A 20,532-nucleotide genomic window follows, 5' to 3' on the forward strand; every position below is an offset into this window, starting at 1 on the left:
TCCAGACTCTCGCCTAACCGAAGGGAGAACTCCATGAAGGCCATCGCACTGGGCGCACTCGGAGCCGTGCTGGTTGCGGCCGCCGCTCCCGCCGCGCCGCTCAACGCAACGACGATCGGCTCTGCCGAAATCTCCGACGTCGACCAAGTCGGTCTGATCTGCAACGAGTATTATGGACGCTGCTGGCGGACCCGGGGACGCTATGTCCTGCGCTACTTTGACGACCCCAGCTACTTCCCCGGCAGGGGCTACAACTACTACGCCGGTCCCGGCTATTACGATCGCGGATACGGCGGCTACTACGTCGGACCGAGGTTCACCATTCGCGCCCGGTAGCAGGCCAATCACCATCAGAGCGGCCCTCGACGCCGTCGCGTCGAAGAAGAAGGGCATGAACAGCGAGCGCAGGATGTCGACATTGATGGCGTTCATCGCCGCAACCGTGCAGAGCGTTGCCCGCATGAGCGTTAGCAACATGCGGGACCGCCGTCCCGGGTGTCGCTGCGCTCACCCGGGCTACGGGAGCACGCGTTCCTCATCGCTCCTGCAACGCCAGCCGCACGCCGACAGCGCAGTAGATGGTCCCGACCACCTTGCCCTGCCATTTCACCACGGCCGGATGGCGGCGCAGGAGATTGCCCAGACGACCGGCGCCGACGGCGAACACCACGGTGCTGACGAGACCCAGCAGCACGAAGACGATGCCGAGGATCGCAAGCTGAAGTGCGATCGAACCGTGCTCCGGCCTCACGAATTGCGGCAGGAACGCAAGGAAGAACAGCGCGGTCTTGGGATTGAGCACTTCGGTCAGCACGGCCTGCCGGAAGGCCCGGCCCGCGCCGATCGCGGGCGCGCCGCCGTTCAGCTCGACCGGCGCCTTGTCGAGCATCGCGCGAATGCCGAGATAGATCAGGAACGCAGCGCCCGCATATTTAACGATGCTGAACAGCAGCGCAGAGGTCGCGATGATCGCCGAAAGACCGACGATCGCCATCGAAGTGTGGATCAAGTCACCGGCCGCAATCCCCGCGCCGGTCGCGATGCCGACCTTCGTTCCCGAGCTAACCGCGCGCGCCATGGTGAGCAGCGTCGCAGGCCCGGGAATGAAGACAAAACCGAGTACGATGAGGATGTAGGTGATGAGGGTGGCGTGATCGATCATGTGGCTGGCCGTTCTTTCACTGATGTCGCTACGACAGCGGTGTCATGCCCCGGCTTGACCGGCGCATCCAGTACGCCGCGGCTCCTCTGCGTCCACGCGCTGTCTCTGGGATACTGGATTGCCCGCTTTCGCGGGCAATGACACCGAAAGTGTGGAGACGGCGAACCACAAAGCGAAAAGGCGCGGCCATCAGCCGCGCCTTTGTGTGTCTAAACCGCGCCCGCCTTCTGCGCGTACTCCCACGACGCCTTCGACAGCGGCACGGTGCGCTTGGCTGACTCCAGCGCCTTGGCATTGGCCGCGGTGCCGTCGCGAACGCGGCCGGCGATGCCTTGGGTGATGCCGGCGAGGCGGAACAGGTTGTAGGCAAAATACCAGTTGAGATCAGGCACCGTCATCTTGGTGACGTTGCAATAGATCTGCGCGGCCTCTTCCACGCTTGGGATGTTGAGCGCCTTGAGGTCGGCGCCCTCCAGGCCCGGCATGATCCACTGCATCAACAGATAGGTGAAGTCGGCCATGGGATCGCCAAGCGTCGACAGTTCCCAGTCGAGCACGGCCTGCACGCGCGGTTCCGTCGCGTGGAAAATCATGTTGTCGAGGCGATAGTCGCCGTGGACGATCGAGACGCGCGCCTGCTCCGGCACGGTTTTGGGCAGCCATTCGGCGACCTTCTCGAACTCCGGAATGTGCTGCGTCTCGGACGCCCGGTACTGCTTGGTCCAGCGGTCGATCTGCCGCGCAAAGTAGTTGCCGGGCTTGCCGAACTCGCCGAGGCCGATCGCTACGGGATCGTACATGTGGAGTTTTGCCAGCGTCTCGATCTTGCTGGTGAATATCTTGCGGCGGTCCTCCGGCGTCTGGCTCGGCAGCGTCGGATCCCAGAACACCCGGCCGTCCTCCATCGACATGATGTAGAAGGCGGCGCCGATGATGCTGTCGTCCTGGCACAGCGCGTAGGCGCGCGCGACCGGAAAGCCCTGCTTTCCAAGGGCTGCGATGACGCGATATTCGCGATCGACCGCGTGCGCCGACGGCAGCAATTTGCCGAACGGCTTTCGGCGCATCACATATGAGCGGTTCGGCGTGTTCAGCCGGTAGGTCGGATTGGATTGGCCGCCCTTGAACTGGAGCACGACCAGCGGGCCTTCATAGCCTTCGACGTTGTCGCGCATCCAGGCTTCGAGCCGCATCTCGTCGAAGCGATGACGCTCCTCGACCGGCTTGGTGCCCGAGAATTCTTCGTCTTTCCTGACGCCGTCAGCCACGATGACGCTCCCTCTTCAGTCCGAACATGATCCTAATCGGTAACCGCTGACGCACTTGCGTCAAGCGGTCACCGAATGCGGATCAGCCCTGTCGTCTTTTTCAGGTCGGGAGCGCCGCGGGGCTCTCCCTCTTAATGCTTGGGAGAATTGGCATACTTCCGAACTTCAAGCCTGGCAATGGCGCGATTGTGCACCTCGTCCGGACCGTCGGCGAGCCGCAGCGTGCGGATGCCGGCGTAGTCCTTGGCGAGACCCGCCTCGTCCGAAACGCCCGCGCCACCAAAGGCCTGGATCGCCTCGTCGATGATCTTCAGCGCCATGTTGGGTGCCGCGACCTTGATCATGGCGATCTCGGCCTGCGCGGTCTTGTTGCCGACCTTGTCCATCATGTCGGCAGCCTTGAGGCAGAGCAGACGTGTCATCTCGATGTTGGTGCGGGCCTCGCCAATGCGCTGCTCCCACACGCTGTGCTCGACGATCTTCTTGCCGAAGGCGGTGCGCGACATCAGACGCTTCACCATCTTCTCCAGCGCTTCCTCTGCCTTGCCGATGGTGCGCATGCAGTGATGGATGCGGCCGGGACCGAGGCGGCCCTGCGCGATCTCGAAGCCGCGGCCTTCACCGAGCAGGATGTTTTCCTTGGGCACGCGCACGTTCTCGAGCAGCACCTGGGCGTGGCCGTGCGGCGCATCGTCGAAGCCGAACACCGGCAGCATTTTCTCGACCTTGATGCCGGGGGTGTCGAGCGGAACCAGGATCTGCGACTGCTGCTGATGCTTGGCCGCCTTGAAATCGGTCTTGCCCATCAGGATCGCGATCTTGCAGCGGGGATCGCCGACGCCGGACGACCACCATTTGCGGCCGTTGATGACGTAGTGATCGCCATCCTTCTCGATGCTGGTCTCGATGTTGGTGGCGTCGGACGAGGCGACCGCCGGTTCCGTCATCAGGAACGCCGATCGGATCTCGCCGTCCATCAGCGGACGCAGCCATTTGCGCTTCTGCTCCTTGGAGCCGTAGCGCATGAACACTTCCATGTTGCCGGTGTCGGGCGCCGAACAGTTGAACACTTCCGAAGCCCAGGAGATGTGGCCCATCTGCTCCGACAGCAGCGCGTATTCGAGATTGGTCAATCCCGCGCCGCGGAATTCGTCGTCCTCATGCTCGTTCGGCGGCATGAACATGTTCCAGAGGCCTTCGGCCTTCGCCTTCTTCTTGAGGTCCTCCAGAACCGGGATCACCTTCCAGCGCTCGCCGCTGTGATCCTGCTCGTTATAGATCGGCACCGCCGGACGCACGTGCTTGGTCATGAACGACTGCACGCGGTCGAGCCATTCCTTCTGCTTGGGGGACAGATCGAAATCCATGGGACGCTCCTCGGTCTCTCTTTGCAAAGCTGTTTTGCGCCGGACTGTCCTCCCGCCGCACGCGCCCCGCAAGCGCGAATGCTTGCGGACGCCTCGGAACCGGCTCGCGCGTTGCGAACGAGTCTCGATTGCGGATTGACTTTCTCCGGCCTTCAAACGATAGTTTCATACAAGTGTTTGAATTGCAACTCCCTCCCCGAGGGGCATCCATGGCCAGCGATCATACGAGGTCTGCCATTCTCGCCGCCGCCGAACGGCTTTATGCCGATCGCGGCTTTGGCGACGTGACGCTGCGCGACATCGTCGCGGAGGCCAACGTCAACCTCGCGGCGGTGAATTATCATTTCGGCTCGAAGGACGAATTGATCGCGGAGCTGTTCGTCTCGCGCTCGATCGCCACCAACCGCGAACGCCTGCGCGAATTGAAGGCCGCGGAAGAACAAGGCGGCGGTCGTGCGCCGATCGAGGTGATCTTGCGCGCCCTGGTCGGCCCGACCTTGCGCGGCTGCCTTGGTCCGGAAAACCAGCGATCCACCGCGGCGCGCTTCATGATCCGCGCCTCGATCGAATCCGTGCCGCCGATCCGCCGCATCAAGAACCGCGAGATCGACCATTTGCGGAAATTCGCGGGCGCCATGCGACGGTCCCTGCCCGACCGCAGCGACGTCGATATCTATTGGGGCCTGAACTTCGCGCTCGCCATGGCGCACCACACCATCCGCGAGAGCGAGCGGTTGACGAAGCTGTCGGAAGGCAAATGCGATCTCGACGACGTCGAGGACGTCGTCGCGCGCGTCGTCAGCGTCGCGACGATGGCGCTGACGGCGGGGCGGACCGAGACGAAGGCGCCGTCACGGGTTGTCGCGCGTTAGCGCTCACATCATCGCGATGCAGTCGATCTCGACGTCGAAGGGGCCGAACCATTCCGGGGTGCAGACGAAGATGCGCGCCGGCGGATCGATCGGGAAATAGCGCGCATAGATCGCGTTGAAGACGGCGAAGTGTTTGGTCGAGGTGCAGTAGACGTTGCACTTCATGACGTTATCGAGGGAGGCGCCTGCCGTCTCGAGGCAGAGCTTCATCTGCTCCATGATGATCTCGCTCTGCCGCGCGATTGGCATCCCCCCGATCTCGCCCGTCTCGGGGTCGAACGGCGGCAGGCCGGCGACGAAGATCATGTTGCCGGCGCGCGTGACCGGCGAGGTCGGCGCCTTGACGCGGTCGAGAAAGGACGAGATCGGTTCGACGCGGAGCGCTTCGCGTTTCATCGGCGGCCACCTTCGGTTCGAGCGAGACTGGCGCCTTGCTACATTATTTTGCAGCCGGCATGCTTCGCTAAAGCTCGAAGTGTGGTTGCGGGCCTAAAGCGCGATGAGATCGCGCTCTAGTTTTTGTTTGAGATAATCTCCGCGCAAACCCGTTCCGCGTTTGTCGCGAGGGAAAACCGCTGCGCAGTTTTCCGGATCGTGCCTTACGCCCGCTGCGGCATCTCCTCGGCCTCTTCCTTGGCGAGCAGCAGCAGCATCTCGATGCCCATCTCGCCTTCCTGGGGCGAACGGATGAACTTTATCTCGTCGGCGCTTTGCCGCAGCGCTGCAATGATGGCGACGGCCTGATTGGCCGTTGCTGCCTCGGTTGCCAGAACTGCCTTCTGGTTCTTGGCCTGAAACCCGATCGTGTAGGACATTCGTTCCCTCCCGGACTTACGTGGGGAGGATGGCATCAGAGTCGCGCGCAAAGCGGAAGCCTGTGCGAGTACGGACCGGGTTTATCTGGGGATTGCGCGCAAGCCTCAGGCAAGGCCGAACATGGCGCGCGCGTCGTCCGCGGTCGCAACCGTCGCTCCCAGGCTGGTCAGGATCGCTGTCGCATGCGCGCCAGCATTGGTCTTCGCCGGCACGCCCCTGGGAGGATCAGGAAGCGAAGCTAGATAATCCCCTGCTGCTTCAGCTGCTCGATCTTGCCGGCATCATAGCCGAGCTTGCCGCCGAGCACCTCTTGGGTGTGCTCGCCCAGCAGCGGCGGGGCGCGGTAGTTCTCGATCGGAGTCTCCGAGAGGGTCAGCGCGTTGCGGATCAGCGAGAGATCGGGCTCGAACGGATGGTCGACCTTCACCCGCATGCCGCGCGACTGGACGTGCGGATCGGAAAACACCTGCTCGAAATTGTTGATCGGGCCCGACGGCACGCCGGCCTCCTCCAGCTTGTCCAACCAGTAGGCCACCGGCTGCTTCAGGAACAGGCCGGCAAAGATCGCCATGATTTCCTTGCCGTGCACGACGCGGTCGTTGTTCTTGACGAAGCGCTTGTCGTTGGCGAGCTCGGGCTCGCCGAGCACGGCGCAGGTGCGCTGGAACTGGCCGTCATTGCCGACCACCAGCATCAGCTCGCCGTCGGTGCAGCGGAATACGCCGGCCGGCATGCCGCCATTGCCCCAGGTGCCGCGGCGCGGCGGCATCTTGCCGTTGACGAGGTAGATCTGCAGCCAGTGCGACAGCGATGCGATGACGGTATCGAACAGGCAGACGTCGATGTGCTGTCCCTGCCCGTCATTGGCGTCGCGATGGTACAGCGCCGAGAGAATCCCGATCGAGGTGTTCATGCCGGTCATGTAATCGACGATAGACGGGCCGACCTTCATCGGACCCTCGCCGGGCTCGCCGTCGATATGGCCGGTGACGCTCATCAGGCCGCCCATCGCCTGCAGGATCGCGTCATAGCCGGCACGCGGCGCGTAGGGGCCGGTCTGGCCGAAGCCGGTCACCGAGCAATAGATGATGCCGGGGTTGATCGCCTTGATCGTCTCGTAGTCGAGGCCATAGCGCTTGAGATCGCCGACCTTGTAGTTCTCCATGAAGACGTCGACGTCCTTGGCGAGCGCGCGGATGATCGCCTGCCCCTCGGGCTTGGCGATGTTGACGGTGACCGACTTCTTGTTGCGGTTGGCGCAGAGATAGAACGAATTGTTGTTGTTCGCCTTGCCCTCGGGGTCGGTCAGATAAGGCGGGCCGAAGGCGCGCGCGTCGTCGCCGGTGCCCGGCCGCTCGATCTTGATCACCTCCGCGCCGAGATCGCCCAGCATCTGGGCCGACAGGGGCCCGGCCAGCACGCGGGTGAGGTCAAGGATCTTGATGCCTGAGAGCGGCAAGGCCGACATGTCGATTTCCTCCGGGAACTGATATTGGCGCGGCGGCCTTAAGCCCTGGCCGCGCTCCCTGCGGATACACCATTTTGGAGTTCTGAGCACTGCGTTCGGGGCATACGGCTATCCATCGCCCGGCAGCAGGAGCGGCCCTGCGGCGGGCGAATTTCCGCGCCACGGCTATCGCGCCGGCGCCGGCGCTCCGCCACGGCGATCCGCGCCGCTGATGACGGCTAGAACCTGACGCTGATTCCACCGCGCACGGACTGGAAGCGAGGATGCTGCTCGTAGCTCCCGACGTCGGGCCAGTCGAAGCGGGACGTGCCGAAATCGCTATAGCGATATTCCAGGCGCGCCGTAACCCGATTGGTCAGCGCCGCTTCTCCGCCGACGCCTGCGGTCCATCCGGTCTTCGAAATGTCGGCATCCACCGTGGGCACTGCCAATGTCGACGTCCACCGGTACTTCAGCTCAGTGAACGCCAAGCCACCCGTCACATAGAGCAGCAGGCGCTCAGTCGGTGTAAAGCCGAGCCGTCCGCGAACGGAGGCCTCCCACTCCTTGCGCGCGTCGTATCGGAAAAACGGGATGTTAAATCCGCCGTTCACCGGGCCCACGTCTACATCGGCCTCAAGGCCAACAACGAGCCTGTCCAATTGATGGTTGTAGCCCACATGGACACCGCCGAAGCCGCCGTCCGCGCGGACCCCATGCGTGAAGCCGGTCGGAGGCCCGCCCAAGAAGAATTCGACAGTGCGATCCTGGCTCCACGCGTAACCACCTTGGACACCTGCATAGAAGCCAGTCCATGCGAAGGGCGACACGGCGACAGAGCGCACTGCCTTAACGGGCAAGTCGGCAGCATCCGCACCGACGGCGGAGCAGGCCAGCGCGGCGAGGCAGATCAGCGTGCGTTTCATTGCAAATTCCAGCCCATGGGATTGACGATTCCAACTCTAGCGGGTTCCCCCCGCTTTTGCTGTGGCGGCCGGGCGACACTCGGTGAAAACGAATAGGAAGCGACCGGCAACTCGCGGCAACCGACGTGCCGCCGACCTCACACCACACCGGCCGCGGCCACCTGCGGTCGGCGGCGGCCGAGCAGAACCAGGATCAGCACCGCTGCGCAGGAGCAGACGAAGGTGAGACCGAGCGCGCCGCGGCTGCCGAACTGGGTGAGCAGGCCGGCAAGAACGGGCGGCGAGATCGCGGAGGCCAGATTGAGCGGCAGCGCGATCATCGACGACGCCTTGGCGAACTCGGCCTGGTCGTAGAACACCAGCGGTATCGTCGCCCGCGCCACCGCCATGGCACCGCTGCCGGCGCCATAGAGCAGGATGAAGACCGCGACCGCCCAGGTCGCCCCCTCGCTCAGCATCAGAAGCAGCATGGCCACGGGCAGCGCCGTGCCGGCGACAAGCCCCGTCGTAATGCCGTCCCAGCGCCCGCCGCCGAGGAAGTCGAGCCCGCGGGCGCTGACCTGGATCACGCCGAGCATCGAGCCGAAGGCGATCGCCTGCGCCGGCGCCAGCCCCTCGGCGCGCAGCAACTCGATGAAGACGGCACTCAGGCCGAACGTGACGAAGGCATTGACGGTGATCGCGGCGACGACGAGGCCGAACGTGCTCCGCGGAATTGACAGCGCGCTGGCTTGCCTTGCGGGAGCGGTGCCCCCCTCCTTCGCGAGGGCCCGGCGTGGAGTTGCGAAAGCATAAAGCGGCAGCGAAACGAGAAACAGCATGGCGGCGTAGACGAGGCACGTGCCGCGCCAACCGAAATGGCCGCTCAGGAACGAGGTGGTCGGCCAGAAGATGCTGCCGGACAGTCCCGTCACCAGCATGAGCGCGCCAATCGCGCTCTTGGCCTGTCGCCCAGCGACCTCGTTGAGCATGATATAGGCGCCGGTCGACAGCGTGGCGCTGCCGCCCATGCCGAGGATGACCCAGGCCACGAAATAGAGCATCGGCTCGTGCGCAAAATACAGAAGGACATAGCCCGGCACGGCCACGACGGTGCCCACCATCATCACCTTGCGTGCGCCGTGCCGCGCAAAAGCCCTGGCGAGCCAGGGCGCGCACAGGCCCATGGTGACATAAAGCGTCGAGGTGCCCGCAAACACCATCGGCAGACTCATGCCGAGATCGGCCGCGAGGTCACGGCCCACGATCGGCGGAAGGCCGATCGTGCCCCATCCAATGAGCTGGGTGATTGCAAGCACCAGCAGGACCCCGATGAGCCTGCCGTCAGATTTCAAGAACCGCATTCCGATCGTCGCCTGCCCCAGCTGCATGCGTCCGCATAGACACGTCATAGCGGGAGTCTTGATAACGGAAGTCCTGGCGCAGCGGAACGCCGGCCGCCGAATGGCAGAAGGCGGCCGGGAGCATGTCAGCAGGAGGCAGTAGCCCCTACCCCGCGAGCCCGAGCAAGGATCGCGCCTCGGCCGCGGTCGCGACGCGCCGGCCGTGGCGCGCGACAGCCTCGCCGGCGATGGCCACGAGCTCAGCATTGCTGGCGGCCAGGCGGGTCTTGTCGATCCTGATATTGTCCTCGAGCCCGGTGCGCACCGCGTCGGCGCCGCGCGCAAGCGCCCAGCCCATGACCTCGGCCTGATGGCGTCCGATCCCGGCCGCCGTCCACGTCGCTGTCGGGATCAGCCGCTTCAGCTCTCCCAGGAGGATGTCGAGGACATGCTCGTCGGCCGGCATCGCATTCTTGACGCCCATGACGAACTGCACGTGCGGACGTGAGTCCATCAGCCCCGCCTCGATCAGACGCCGCGCACCGTGTAGATGCGACAGATCGAAGATCTCGATTTCCGGGCGGATGCCATTTGTCTTCATGCCGGTCGCGAGAGTCTCGACCAGGGCGGCGCCGTTCTCATAGACAATCGTCGGAAAGTTCACCGATCCTGTCGACAGCGAGGCCATGTCCGGCTTCAGATAAAGCGATGATCCCCGCGCCGAGGGATCGCGGCCCCGCCCGCCGGTCGAGAACTGAACGATCATCCCCGGACAATGCTTTTTGATCCCCTCCTGCACCTGCGCGAAGCGCGCGGGGTCGGAGGACGGCGTCTCGTCATCGTTGCGAACATGGATATGGGCAAGCGTGGCGCCGGCCTCGAAGGCCTCCTGCGTCGACTCGATCTGCTCGGACGGCAAGATCGGCACCGCGGGATTGTCCTTCTTGCGCGGAACGGAGCCGGTGATGGCGACAGCAACAACAACGGGGTTCATCCCTTGACCTCATGATGATCGCGCTCGCGCGCACGGAGTTCGAATAGGCACTCAAGTAACGCATCGAGCCCTGCCGCTGCAAACATCATCGATCGCAGCGGCAGGCCCGTTGCGTGCCCTTCAGGTCGGAATTGCGGTCGCACCGCTCGCCGCCTCCGCACGCTGCCGCTCATAGTCGGCCCGCGGCATCGGAACGGCCTTGGGATTGCCGAGATCGTCGATACTGACCCGATAGGTCTCCCGGGCCGTGACGGCCGCCAGCGCCGCGATGACAGTGATACCGAAGGCGATCGCTCCCACCGTCAAGGGGATATTGTCCGAGCCGGGAGGCGCCACGGTCGCAAACAGGGCCGGAAGCAACGCGGTGATGGTCGTTCCGATGTTCTGCGAGATCGCCATCGCCGACACCCGCGTGCGGGTCGGAAACAGCTCCGGGTAGAAGCTCGGGAAGATCGCGTTGTAGCCCTGATAGACGACGCCCCACATCAGCAGCGACACCAGGATCGCGAGCGGCACATTCCTGATGCTGATGGCATAGAGATAGACGAAGGCAAGCAAGCCTGAGAGCAGCGCGCCCACGATGATCGGAGGCTTGCGACCGACCTTGTCGGAGAGATTGCCGACGAAGGGAATGACGAATATGGCCAGCATATTTCCGAGGACCGGGATCCACAGATAGACGTCCTTGGCAAAACCGATGCCATAGGCCGGCTGCACCGCGTAGGCCGCACCGAAGATGGTCGCAACGACCGGGATGACGTTCATCAGAGCCATGCAGATGACCCTGAGCATGTCGCGCCAGCTCAGCTTGATGGCCTGAACAATGGGCGACCGCGGCGTTTCTCCCCGTGCGCCCTCTTGCGCAAAGGCAGGGGTTTCGTCGACTTCGCGACGAATGATGTAGCCTGCGACAATGACGAAGAAACTGAGCAGGAACGGAATCCGCCATCCCCAGCTATTGAATGCGTCGGTCGGCATATAGGCCGCCAGCGGCAGGAACACGGCTGCCGCGAGGATTTGTCCGGCCTGCACGCCCTGAAGGGCGAAACTGGCATAGAAGCCGCGCCGGCCGAACGGCGCATGCTCCAGGATCATCGAGCTCGCGCCGGAGATTTCACCGGCCACCGCAAATCCCTGCACAAGGCGCAGGATGACGAGCAGGATCGGCGCCAGGATGCCGACCTGCTGATAGGTCGGCAGAAAACCCACCGCCATCGTCGAGATGCCCATCAGGAACATGCAGACGATGAGAACGGTCTTGCGGCCATGGGTGTCGCCCCAATGTCCGAGAACGAAAGCCCCGATCGGCCGGGCCACATATCCCACACCGTAGGTCGCCAGCGATGCGACGATGGCGACGGTGGGGTTTTCCGACGGGAAGAAGATTTGCGGGAAGATCAGCGACGCGGCGGTCGCGTAAATGAAGAAGTCATAATATTCGAGAGCCGAACCGATCCAGCCGCTCGCAGCAGCCTTCCGGGACTGACTCATGTGACGGATCGTGCGAGTCGTGGTCATCGCAGAAAATTCCTCCACTGGGTTTGCTGACGTCCCGTTGTCGGGCTTCGCTAGAAATTGGGCAGCATTCTCCGGGCGCCCTGCCGACTTCCGCGAGCGCTTGTCACTGCCGATGGGTATCCGATTGGTCGGGACAATAGGCTTTCGCCGGGCTAACACAATTACCCAGTTATGCGATAAACCTAACATGATGTTATTTTCGCCGGACTTGAACACAGTTGGCGATTGTGCGCCGATCAGCAGCGCTCCGGCGGAGACGCGTCGTCGACATCCGACGCAGAGACGACCAGATATTTTCAGACCGTCCGTTCAAAACACGCTTTTCGCCACAAGCGCACGCTGGGCTCGCTTCTCCCATGCCAGCAAGATTGCCCGCATCAGACAGCGCGACTGTGTGTGGGAGACCGGCTGCCGCCGTCTGCCACGAGAAGAGCTCCCGTGACGACTACACCTTGTTTGGCGTGGGCATCAAAAATCAGGCGGCCCTCTTCAAGCGCTTGAAGCGCTCCATCCGGAAGGGTGCGGGATCTACGCAAGGCGTCGAACCGGTCACGAGATCGGCCATTAGGGCGCCGGCGCCAGGACCGATACCGAAGCCGTGGCCCGAGAAGCCGGTCGCGAGATAGAAGCCTGGAACGGAGCCGACCGGTGCGATGACGGGAACGGCATCCGGCGTGACATCCATCAGGCCCGCCCACATTTGCACGATCCTGGCGGCGCGGAACGCCGGGAAAGCTTCGCCCAGATGGGTGAGGCCGCCATGGACGAATCGCAGCGACGGATCGGGATCGAGAATGCGGACCTGCTCGAAAGGCGTAACCTCGTCGCTCCTCCAGAAGCGGGCCATTTTCAGCTCGCGAACGAACTGACCGCCGATGCGAAGCGTCAGTTCGTTCCAGCTCTTGATGAGCGTCGGCGTATAGTCGCAGAACAATCGAAAACTGTCCGGCGTAATCGGGGCGACGTTCGCGTTGCGTTGGGCGACGGTGAATCCGCCATCCAGACGGCGCCGGAAAGCGAAGTTGCCCGCACCAACGGCAAAATCCGGAACGCCCTCGATCGAAGAAACGCGGGCGACGCTGCCGAGGATCTTCAGGACCGGAAGATCGATGCCCATGTTGCCGGCGAAGAGGCGCGACCAAGCCCCTCCCGCCAGCACGACGGACGAACAGCGGATCTCGCCGCGCTCGGTGACACAGCCGCTCACCCTGCCCGCCGACCGCTCGATGGAACGGACCGCGCAGTTGGTGAGGATATGCACCCCTTTCGCCGCCGCGCCGCGCGCGATTGCAGGGACGGCGATAAACGGCTCCGCCTTGCCGTCGCTCGGCGTATGCAGCGCGGCACGGAACGGTTTCGCCATACCCGGCATGAGCGTCTTCAGCGCCTCGCCCCTTACGAAGCGAGAGTCGAGATCGAAAGACGTGGCGTGTTTCAACCACTCGTCATACATCGCAACGTCGGCATCCGTGTCGCAGAGATAGGCGATGCCGGCCTGCCGAAAGCCGGTTTCGCCGCCGATACGCTCGTTCATGCCACGCCAGAGCCGAAGACTCTCGATCGCGAGCGGCAACTCGGCCGGATCGCGCCCCATTTGGCGTACCCAGCCCCAGTTTCGCGACGACTGCTCTGCTCCGATCAATCCTTTTTCGCACAGGGCAACGGAGACGCCACGCTCAACCAGCGAAAGCGCGGTCGACACGCCGATGATGCCGCCGCCGATCACGACGACGTCCACATGCGCAGGCAGCTCCTGCGGCGCGACGACAAGATCGGGAATAATCCTGGACACGTGGTCCTCCTTGAAACGGGTACGCGGAAGGCGAGCCGGGCCGGATGTGCCGCCCGGGCTCAGCGTCCCGGACGGTCGAGGAAATCGCGCAGGCGATACCAGCCGGCAAAGAGCGGCACGAACCAGGGCTTGCCCGAATAGAAGGGCACGGCCGTGAATGTCTCGCGATCGAAGGCCGATGGCATGTTCTGCTCGCCGAGAATTTTGCGTGCTGTCTGGTAGCCGAGAAAGGTCATCAGCGCGACGCCGTTGCCATTGCAACCAGCCGCGAAATCCGCGCCGTCGCGAGCCCCGAGATGGGCTATCTTGTCGCCGGTCATGGCCACGCGCCCGCTCCAGGCATGAGTGATCTTCACGCCCGCAAGCTGCGGCCAGATGGCCAACATGCGCGCATAAAGCCGCTTCGCGGCCAGCTTGTCGGGCATGTCGAAGATGCCCGGGCGTGAACCGAACAGAAGCCGTGTCCCGTCAGGCGACGGCCTGGCGTAGATCAAATCACGGCGTGTGTCGGACACCATGCGGGCCTGCGGAACAAGCTCGGCCAAGAGATCGGCCGGCAGCGGCGCGGTGGCAATCTGATAGCTCTTGACCGGCACGATACGGCTGGCGAGGCCAGGCGTCGCATCGGCGGCGGTGTAACCGTTTGTGGTTGCGACCACGTGGGCAGCCCGGATGGCACCTCGAGCGGTCGGCACGATCTTCTCTCCTTTCGCACCATCCTGCACCATACCCGCGCGCGCATGCGAGCGCAGCATGACGCCGGCGGCGCGCGCCCGGTCGCGCAGCGCCTTGTGATACTTGCCCGGATGCAGACCGCCATATTCGTCGATCACCATGCCGCCGTGATAATAGTCCGAACCGATCGCCGATCGCTGATGCGCGCGATCGAGGAAATGTACGGTCACGCCGGTCTTTTCCGCCAGAAGCATGCCATGCCGCTTCAGGGTTTCGTAATCGCCCGCGGCGTGGGCGCCGAAAAAGCGGCCGCTGAGCGCAAGCCCCGCATCCAGCTTCTCCGTCTCGACCAGCATCTTCAGATAATCGAAGCTCTCGTTGCTCTCGCCGATCAGGCGCGAGAAGAGCACGGGATCGATTCCCTTGATCGCACCACTAACCACCAGCTTCTGGCCACTCGACACCATCCCGCCCGAACGCGTCGAGGCTCCCTCCCCGATCCGGTCACCGTCGATGACGACGACGGAGCGCCCGGCGCGCGCCAGATGAGTCGCTGCATTCAACCCGGCATAGCCCGAGCCGATGACCACGACGTCGGCTCGCTCCGGCAGCGGATCGAGATCAGTCTCCGGTTCCGCGGCCTCCCACCAGTAAGGCGTCTCCTTGAAGTCCTTGGCGTAGATGTCGTCAAAACGAGGCATGATGTATTGGGCCTTCCGGCTCACCTTTCATTTTCATTGCACGTGGGATGGCCGCACCACGCAGCGCGTCCGCCCCGGTGGTGCGATCAGAGAACCTGACCGAGGAATTCGCGCGTGCGCGGGTCTTGCGGATTGTCGAAGAGTTCCGCAGGAGGCGCACTTTCCACGATCAGACCACGATCGGTGAAACAAACGCGTTGCGAGACTTCCCGGGCGAACTTCATCTCGTGCGTCACGAGAATGCAGGTGAGGCCCTCCTCCACCAGTTCGCGGATCGCGAACAGCACGTCCTTTACCGTTTCGGGATCGAGCGCAGCCGTCACCTCGTCGAACAGGATCGCTTCCGGCTGCATCGCGAGTGCGCGGGCAATTGCCACGCGCTGCTGCTGGCCGCCGGACAGCTGCCCCGGGTAGCTGTCCGCCTTCTCCGAGAGCCGCACCTTCTTCAGGAGCTTGCGGGCCCGCTCCTCGACTTCGGCGTGATCGTGTCCGAGAACCTGGATCGGCGCCATCATGATGTTTTCCAGTGCCGTACGATGCGGGAAAAGATTGTACTGCTGGAACACCATCGCGACCTGATGGCGCAGCACCCGCATCTGCTTTTCCGACCTCATTTCATGCACACGGTGTGCGCCGACGCGGACAAAGCCTTCGTCCACGGGAATCAGGCCGTTGATGCAGCGCAGAATGGTGGACTTTCCCGACCCGGAAGGACCGATAATGCAGACTGCCTCGCCCTTCTGCACGAACATCGAAATGCCCTTGAGAACAGGGACGTCACCGAAGGACTTGCGGACGTTGTCGAGCTCGATCAGCGCGTCGATGCGGTTCACAGGCTTTCTCCCTTCACGGCGCGCTCCAACCGGCGCGCGACGACCGCGATCGGATAGCAATAGGCGATGAACAGGAAGAGGATGGTCAAATAGAAGTAGACGATCACGCGCTCGTTCTCCATGGCGAGCAAAGTATTCAGAATTGTCAGCACGTCCTGGATACCGGTCACCGTGGCGAGCGCTGTCGCGATCATCAGCAACGCGTAGGAATTCATCCAGCCCGGGATCATGCGCCGCAGCGCCTGTGGCATGATCACGTGGCGATAGATCTGGCCGGTGCCATAGCCGAGCGAACGTGCCGCTTCCCACTGACCGCTGTGAATGGACTGAACGGCGCCCCGGATCACCTCGGAGAAATTCGCCGCCGTTGGCAGCGCAAGGCCAATCACGGCCTTCACGAACGGCGGGAACGCAATGGTCGTGCCGAAGACATGCATCTCAAACGGCAGGAAATAGAGCGTTGCAAAAAGCAGAACGAGCCAGGGTGAATTGCGCAGGAAATTCATCAGCAGAAGAGACGGGACCCGGATCGGTCCGAACCTGGCGAGCGTCGCAAGACCCATGATCGTACCGAGCACCGTCGCCAGTGCCATGGAGGCGATCGAGAGAATGATATTGAGGGCAAAGCCGCCCGCGATCGGCCAGCCGGACGCCGAGCCGGTGAGAAGCAGAGGAAGCCGCGCCAGCACGCGGCTCCAGTGCGCCGAGCCGCCCGCCGCCGCATCGACCGCGATCCAGATCGCGACGCCAAGGGCGATCAGCAGCAGAACGGCGCGCTTCTTTCCGTCATAGGAGAGCATGGAGCCCGCGATCAATGCCCCCTCCCGTAACCCGGGAAGGCCATGAAGGCTTCGAGCCTCGCCATTGCAAATGTGAGGATGGACACCAGCACCACATATATGAGGAGGACCAGAATCATGACCTCCAGCGTGCGGAACGTGTCATTGTAGATCTGCCCGGCGTAGTACATCAGTTCCGGCACGGTGATGACGGATGCCTGCGACGTCGTCTTGAAGAGGTTGGTCAGGATGTTCGTCAGTCCCGGCAGGCAGATGCGGGTGGCGATCGGCGCCTCGATGCGCCAGAAGCGGGCCCATCGGCCGTACCCCAGCGACCGCGCCGCATCGATGATCGACCGCGGCATGGTTTCGATGCCGGAGCGGAAGGCTTCGGTCGCCAGCGCCCCGCCGAAGAGACTCAGCGAAATCGCAGCACAGGCAAAGGCACTGAGAAGCGGAACCGATAATCCCGTCGACGGATCGGTCACCTTGAGGCCGAGGTTCGAGAAGGTGAAATAGGCAAACAACATCTGCAGCAGCGGCGGCGTGTTGCGGAACACCTCTACGAACAGCTCGATCAGGGCATCGAGCCAGAAAATCCGCAGCGTGAGCCCGAGGGCCCCGAGCATCCCGATGAGGATGGCGGCCCCCGATGAGAGCGCCGCCAGCTTCAGCGTGTTGACGACACCGGTCAGCAGCCATTGCTGGTACGCAGGATCCGCGAGCCAGGAATAGTCGAGTCCGAACAAAGGCCGCTCCGTGTGCGTCAGTTCTTCTTCGCGACCGCAGCCTTCGCCCGCGCGGCGATGTAGTCGGAGTGCGGCATGCCGAACTCGGTCTCCCACGCAATCAGCTTGCCTTCGGCCTCGGCCTTCGCGATGGCCTTGTCGACGGCTTCGTGGAATTCCGTGTCTCCCTTGCGGAGGCCGCCGGCCATCGGCTGGAATTCATACGGCGCCACCGCGATCTTGTAGCTCGCCCAATCGGGCTCCTTGAGCTTCTGCTGAAGCGTCATGTCGTCAAAGACGAAGCCGATGCAACGATTGTCCTTCAGCGCACGATAGGCTTCCGGCTGGGTCTTGAAGGCCACGAGATTGATGCCGAATTCCTCGGTCATCTTCTTGTTGTAGTAGGAGCCCTGGATGCCGCAGACCGACTTGCCCTTCAGCTCTTCCCACTTGGAGACCGTCGCTTCCTTGGCCGCCAGCACGGACGGGCCGGCAGCGGAAACGTATTCCGTCGTGAAGTCGATGACCTTGGCGCGCTCGGCCGTGACGCCGAGCGTGGCGAAGATCGCATCGATGCGGCCGGCGGTCAGGAATTCGATGCGATTGGACGCGACGACAGGCACGAGCTCGATCTTATCCTCGGAGCCAAGGAGCTCCTTGGCAACGTACTTCGCAAGCGAGACCTCGAAGCCGACGATGTCGCCCTTGTCGTTCAGAAAGCCATAGGGCACGTAATCATTCTTCACGCCGACGACGAGCTTGCCGCGTGCCTTGACGTTCTCAAGCGTGCCCGCCACGGCGGCGCTACCAGCAAAAAAAGCAGCGAGCGCAACAGCGGAAACGCCCATCATCGTTTTGAAGCCTGTCATCCTGTTCCTCTGGATAAATCACGGCCTTCCAGCGCTGTTGCCACAGCCCCGCGTCAGCCATCAGCTTTGCGAATGCAGAAATCAGGTCGCTCAAAAAGTATGCATCAATCCCAAGCGACCTAATTTTCATCATTGGAGACGCATCTTTCTCAATGTACAAGTTGCCGAGGCCTCTTTTTTCATAATGTGAGATACTGTGCCGGTGATCGCCCAACCGCCCTCCGGTGGAGCCCAGTTGCTCGACCGGACCGTCATCCTGCTGGATCTCGTCGCCGATGGCGGCGTCGAGGGCCTTTCGCTCAAGGACCTGGCGGCCCGCTCCGGGCTAAACACCGCCACCTGTCACCGCATCCTCAACACGCTGGTCGGTCACAAGCTGCTTGCCCGCGACGACAAAAAACGGCGCTACAGGTTGGGTGCACGCATGGCGATCTACGGCGTCCGCGCGGCTCGCGGCCCCGGCATCATCAGCCGCTGCGAGATCGCGCTGTCCCGGCTCAGGCGCCGCACCGGCGACACGACCCATCTGATGGCCCGCTTCAACCACGATTCCGTTTGTCTCGACCGGCGCGACGGCGAATGCATCGTGCCGACCCTGACGGGATCGATCGGCGGCTTCGTCCCCCTCGGCGTGGGCCCCGGTTCGATCGCAATGCTCGCATTCCTGGATGAGGACGAGCAGGACTACATCATCCGCGCCAACCTCGGGCGCTACGCGTCCTATCGCAACCTCACCGAGGACAAGGTTCGACAGCTGATTGCCGACACCCGTCGCCGCGGTTACGCGGTGGATGTGGGCGAGCTCATTCCCGGCATTGCCGGAGTTGGATTGCCGATCATGACGCCGGGCGAAAAGCCGGGCGCGGCGCTCAGTTTCACGCTGCTCTGCGCCAAGCTGACGCCGGGCGTCCTCGAACATTACGGCGCCCTCCTGAAGGAGGAAATCGACGCCATCGTCGGTCAGTAGGAAGGATCAGGGTGGCGTGGCGACGGCCGGAAACAGGTTAGCGGATCTCGTTCACGTAGGGATGATGCGCAGTCGTGGCGCGGTACTCGCTCAGGATCACAAGCGCACGGGCTTGATCGCATCCCTAGCTTCCCAGCGCATTCCCGCCGGCTTCGCGACCGGGCACGCTGACATGCACCTCATGCCCCTGACGGATCGCCAGGGAGGCGGCAGCGACCGCGGACTCGAACGCGGCTTCCTTGGTCGCGTATTTGCTTTTGACGTCGCCGTCATGCAGCACGCCCCATTCGTCCTCGACCGGCACGATCGCGTATTGAGCAAGGCCCATGGTGCAACTCCTCGATATCTAGCGCTGCGTGACCTGCGGATGGGCTGCCGTCACCCGCCACACGGTGTTGCCGCCGTCGTCGGCGACCAGCAGTGCGCCGGTCTTGTCGATGGCGACAGCATCGGATGACCCGCGATTTGCGCGGTGGAGAGCACGCGCACAGCTCCTTGCACGGTCGGCCTCGTTTGGCTTTTCGCCCTGCCCGACCGGCCAACTCTTGCGTGCGGTGAAGGTTCCTACTCTCGCGCCGCCACCGGCGCTCCGGCCTGATACGCCGCATAGGCGCACTTCAAGCCATCGTGAAGCGAGGTCGTGGCACGCCAGCCGAGCTTGGCGAGACGGCCGACGTCGAGCGGCTTGCGCGGCGTTCCATCGGGACGCGAGCTATCGACACTGATATCGCCGCACGCATTTGTCGCGGTTTCGAGTGCGACGTCGGTATTGACGCAACACCTCACCACCGCAGTAGCCGCGGCCCGAGCGCGGCCCCCGCCAAAGTGCACACCACGATCGTTCCACCGTACCAGAGCGCGACAAAGGGCAGCGAATCGTCGGTGCAGTGAAGCGCGTAGGCCACCGCACTGATGCCGCCAGCGACAAGACCAGCGAACGCCCCTGCTCGGCGCAGGTCCGTCGGTGCCGCCTGACGCACCGCCCACATCGTCAGCGCAAATGGCACAATGGCGATGATCGGGATCGACACCAGACATTCCAACCACGCGTCACCCGCAACCATTCGGTCCCAGTGCGACACCGGCGCCGAACCGATGCTGATGAGCGCCAGCGCCGCGATCAGCAGAAACGGCAGGACGACGACCGCCATGCTGTGCTTCAGCACATGACAGCTCGAAATTTCATGGCCGCAAAATCCCACGGGCGGGACGGATTGAGAAGCCCCCTGGTCCTGAATTCGGCGACGGTCGGCGATCAGTTACATCACGCCCTCGTGAGGATCGACGCGTGTGAGCCGAGAGCGCGAGTCTCTTCGTGACAATTCACGCGTCCGCTTTCTTGTTTGGATGTGGCACACGGCGTTGACACCGCCTAAGCGCTACCATCCAGCGAGCGGTGGCGGCACGAAATTTTCCGCCTTGATGGCTTCGCATCGCGTTGGGAGGCCCGGAAGCGGAGGCAACTTTGCTCCGCTTCCTGTCGATGCCGGAATGGG

General features: G+C 63.4%; 20 protein-coding genes and 2 pseudogenes. 3 read left to right on the forward strand and 19 right to left on the reverse strand.

Annotated elements, in window-relative coordinates; translation table 11 throughout:
- Window positions 1-33 precede the first annotated feature (33 nt).
- Window positions 34-336 (forward strand): hypothetical protein, encoded by a 303-nt coding sequence (locus tag ABIB95_RS16600; protein ID WP_063982564.1) that lies wholly within the window; start codon window positions 34-36, stop codon window positions 334-336.
- Between the two features lie 199 nt (window positions 337-535).
- Here ABIB95_RS16600 and ABIB95_RS16605 read toward each other — a convergent pair whose 3' ends face one another.
- From ABIB95_RS16605 to ABIB95_RS16615, 3 genes are all read right to left on the reverse strand, one after another.
- A complete protein-coding gene (locus ABIB95_RS16605) occupies window positions 536-1,162 on the reverse strand; it encodes a LysE family translocator (RefSeq protein WP_063982563.1) in 627 nt (208 codons plus the stop codon).
- A 209-nt stretch (window positions 1,163-1,371) separates the two neighbouring features.
- Entirely contained in the window at window positions 1,372-2,430 is a 1,059-nt protein-coding gene (locus tag ABIB95_RS16610; RefSeq protein WP_063982562.1) for a phosphotransferase family protein, read from the reverse strand.
- A gap of 131 nt (window positions 2,431-2,561) precedes the next feature.
- The gene (locus tag ABIB95_RS16615; protein ID WP_063982561.1) at window positions 2,562-3,797 is read right to left on the reverse strand and encodes an acyl-CoA dehydrogenase family protein; all 1,236 of its coding nucleotides are present in this window, start codon (window positions 3,795-3,797) and stop codon (window positions 2,562-2,564) included.
- 209 nt (window positions 3,798-4,006) lie between these two features.
- Here ABIB95_RS16615 and ABIB95_RS16620 point away from each other — a divergent pair, with 209 nt between their 5' ends.
- Window positions 4,007-4,669 (forward strand): TetR/AcrR family transcriptional regulator, encoded by a 663-nt coding sequence (locus tag ABIB95_RS16620; protein WP_166092677.1) that lies wholly within the window; start codon window positions 4,007-4,009, stop codon window positions 4,667-4,669.
- Between the two features lie 3 nt (window positions 4,670-4,672).
- Here the strand turns inward: ABIB95_RS16620 and ABIB95_RS16625 are convergent, their stop codons facing one another.
- The 13 genes from ABIB95_RS16625 to ABIB95_RS16685 form a co-directional block, all read right to left on the reverse strand.
- Complete coding sequence (locus tag ABIB95_RS16625) at window positions 4,673-5,065, reverse strand: RidA family protein (RefSeq protein ID WP_038942317.1); 393 nt, start codon at window positions 5,063-5,065, stop codon at window positions 4,673-4,675.
- Window positions 5,066-5,268: 203 nt separating this feature from the next.
- Window positions 5,269-5,484, reverse strand: a complete 216-nt coding sequence (locus ABIB95_RS16630) for a hypothetical protein (RefSeq protein ID WP_092192602.1) — start codon at window positions 5,482-5,484, stop codon at window positions 5,269-5,271.
- A 239-nt stretch (window positions 5,485-5,723) separates the two neighbouring features.
- The gene (locus ABIB95_RS16635; RefSeq protein WP_063982558.1) at window positions 5,724-6,953 is read right to left on the reverse strand and encodes a CaiB/BaiF CoA transferase family protein; all 1,230 of its coding nucleotides are present in this window, start codon (window positions 6,951-6,953) and stop codon (window positions 5,724-5,726) included.
- A gap of 218 nt (window positions 6,954-7,171) precedes the next feature.
- Window positions 7,172-7,858: an outer membrane protein gene (locus ABIB95_RS16640; RefSeq protein ID WP_247307458.1), complete on the reverse strand. Its 687-nt coding sequence runs from the start codon at window positions 7,856-7,858 to the stop codon at window positions 7,172-7,174.
- Between the two features lie 137 nt (window positions 7,859-7,995).
- Window positions 7,996-9,201 carry an MFS transporter gene (locus tag ABIB95_RS16645; RefSeq protein WP_247307465.1) on the reverse strand — a complete coding sequence of 402 codons (1,206 nt, stop codon included), beginning with the start codon at window positions 9,199-9,201 and terminating at the stop codon, window positions 7,996-7,998.
- A gap of 145 nt (window positions 9,202-9,346) precedes the next feature.
- Window positions 9,347-10,174 carry a 3-oxoadipate:acetyl-CoA acetyltransferase gene (locus ABIB95_RS16650; RefSeq protein WP_247307466.1) on the reverse strand — a complete coding sequence of 276 codons (828 nt, stop codon included), beginning with the start codon at window positions 10,172-10,174 and terminating at the stop codon, window positions 9,347-9,349.
- Between the two features lie 120 nt (window positions 10,175-10,294).
- On the reverse strand, window positions 10,295-11,692 hold the full coding sequence (locus tag ABIB95_RS16655; protein ID WP_354240612.1) for an MFS transporter: 1,398 nt from the start codon (window positions 11,690-11,692) through the stop codon (window positions 10,295-10,297).
- 475 nt (window positions 11,693-12,167) lie between these two features.
- A complete protein-coding gene (locus tag ABIB95_RS16660; RefSeq protein WP_354240614.1) occupies window positions 12,168-13,484 on the reverse strand; it encodes an NAD(P)/FAD-dependent oxidoreductase in 1,317 nt (438 codons plus the stop codon).
- Between the two features lie 59 nt (window positions 13,485-13,543).
- A complete protein-coding gene (locus ABIB95_RS16665) occupies window positions 13,544-14,860 on the reverse strand; it encodes an NAD(P)/FAD-dependent oxidoreductase (protein WP_354240616.1) in 1,317 nt (438 codons plus the stop codon).
- A gap of 86 nt (window positions 14,861-14,946) precedes the next feature.
- On the reverse strand, window positions 14,947-15,693 hold the full coding sequence (locus ABIB95_RS16670; protein WP_354240618.1) for an amino acid ABC transporter ATP-binding protein: 747 nt from the start codon (window positions 15,691-15,693) through the stop codon (window positions 14,947-14,949).
- On the reverse strand, window positions 15,690-16,508 hold the full coding sequence (locus ABIB95_RS16675; RefSeq protein WP_354240620.1) for an amino acid ABC transporter permease: 819 nt from the start codon (window positions 16,506-16,508) through the stop codon (window positions 15,690-15,692). The genes ABIB95_RS16670 and ABIB95_RS16675 overlap by 4 nt, the downstream gene beginning before the upstream one ends.
- Window positions 16,505-17,221, reverse strand: a complete 717-nt coding sequence (locus ABIB95_RS16680; RefSeq protein ID WP_354240622.1) for an amino acid ABC transporter permease — start codon at window positions 17,219-17,221, stop codon at window positions 16,505-16,507. The genes ABIB95_RS16675 and ABIB95_RS16680 overlap by 4 nt, the downstream gene beginning before the upstream one ends.
- A 17-nt stretch (window positions 17,222-17,238) precedes the next feature.
- Entirely contained in the window at window positions 17,239-18,069 is an 831-nt protein-coding gene (locus ABIB95_RS16685; protein ID WP_283016894.1) for a transporter substrate-binding domain-containing protein, read from the reverse strand.
- A 202-nt stretch (window positions 18,070-18,271) separates the two neighbouring features.
- Here ABIB95_RS16685 and ABIB95_RS16690 point away from each other — a divergent pair, with 202 nt between their 5' ends.
- Window positions 18,272-19,036 (forward strand): IclR family transcriptional regulator, encoded by a 765-nt coding sequence (locus ABIB95_RS16690; protein ID WP_354240624.1) that lies wholly within the window; start codon window positions 18,272-18,274, stop codon window positions 19,034-19,036.
- Between the two features lie 124 nt (window positions 19,037-19,160).
- On the opposite strand, the gene ABIB95_RS16695 is transcribed toward ABIB95_RS16690, so the two are convergent.
- The 3 genes and pseudogenes from ABIB95_RS16695 to ABIB95_RS16705 form a co-directional block, all read right to left on the reverse strand.
- Window positions 19,161-19,364, reverse strand: coding sequence for a hypothetical protein (locus tag ABIB95_RS16695; RefSeq protein WP_166092593.1), 204 nt, complete (start codon window positions 19,362-19,364; stop codon window positions 19,161-19,163).
- A gap of 236 nt (window positions 19,365-19,600) precedes the next feature.
- A pseudogene (locus tag ABIB95_RS16700) lies at window positions 19,601-19,768 on the reverse strand (GDP-L-fucose synthase); the annotation flags it as partial.
- Window positions 19,769-19,818: 50 nt separating this feature from the next.
- Window positions 19,819-20,175, reverse strand: a pseudogene (locus tag ABIB95_RS16705) (DUF1109 domain-containing protein); the annotation flags it as partial.
- Window positions 20,176-20,532 lie beyond the last annotated feature (357 nt).

The sequence above is a fragment of the Bradyrhizobium sp. LA2.1 genome (genome assembly GCF_040547725.1).
Classification (GTDB): domain Bacteria; phylum Pseudomonadota; class Alphaproteobacteria; order Rhizobiales; family Xanthobacteraceae; genus Bradyrhizobium; species Bradyrhizobium barranii.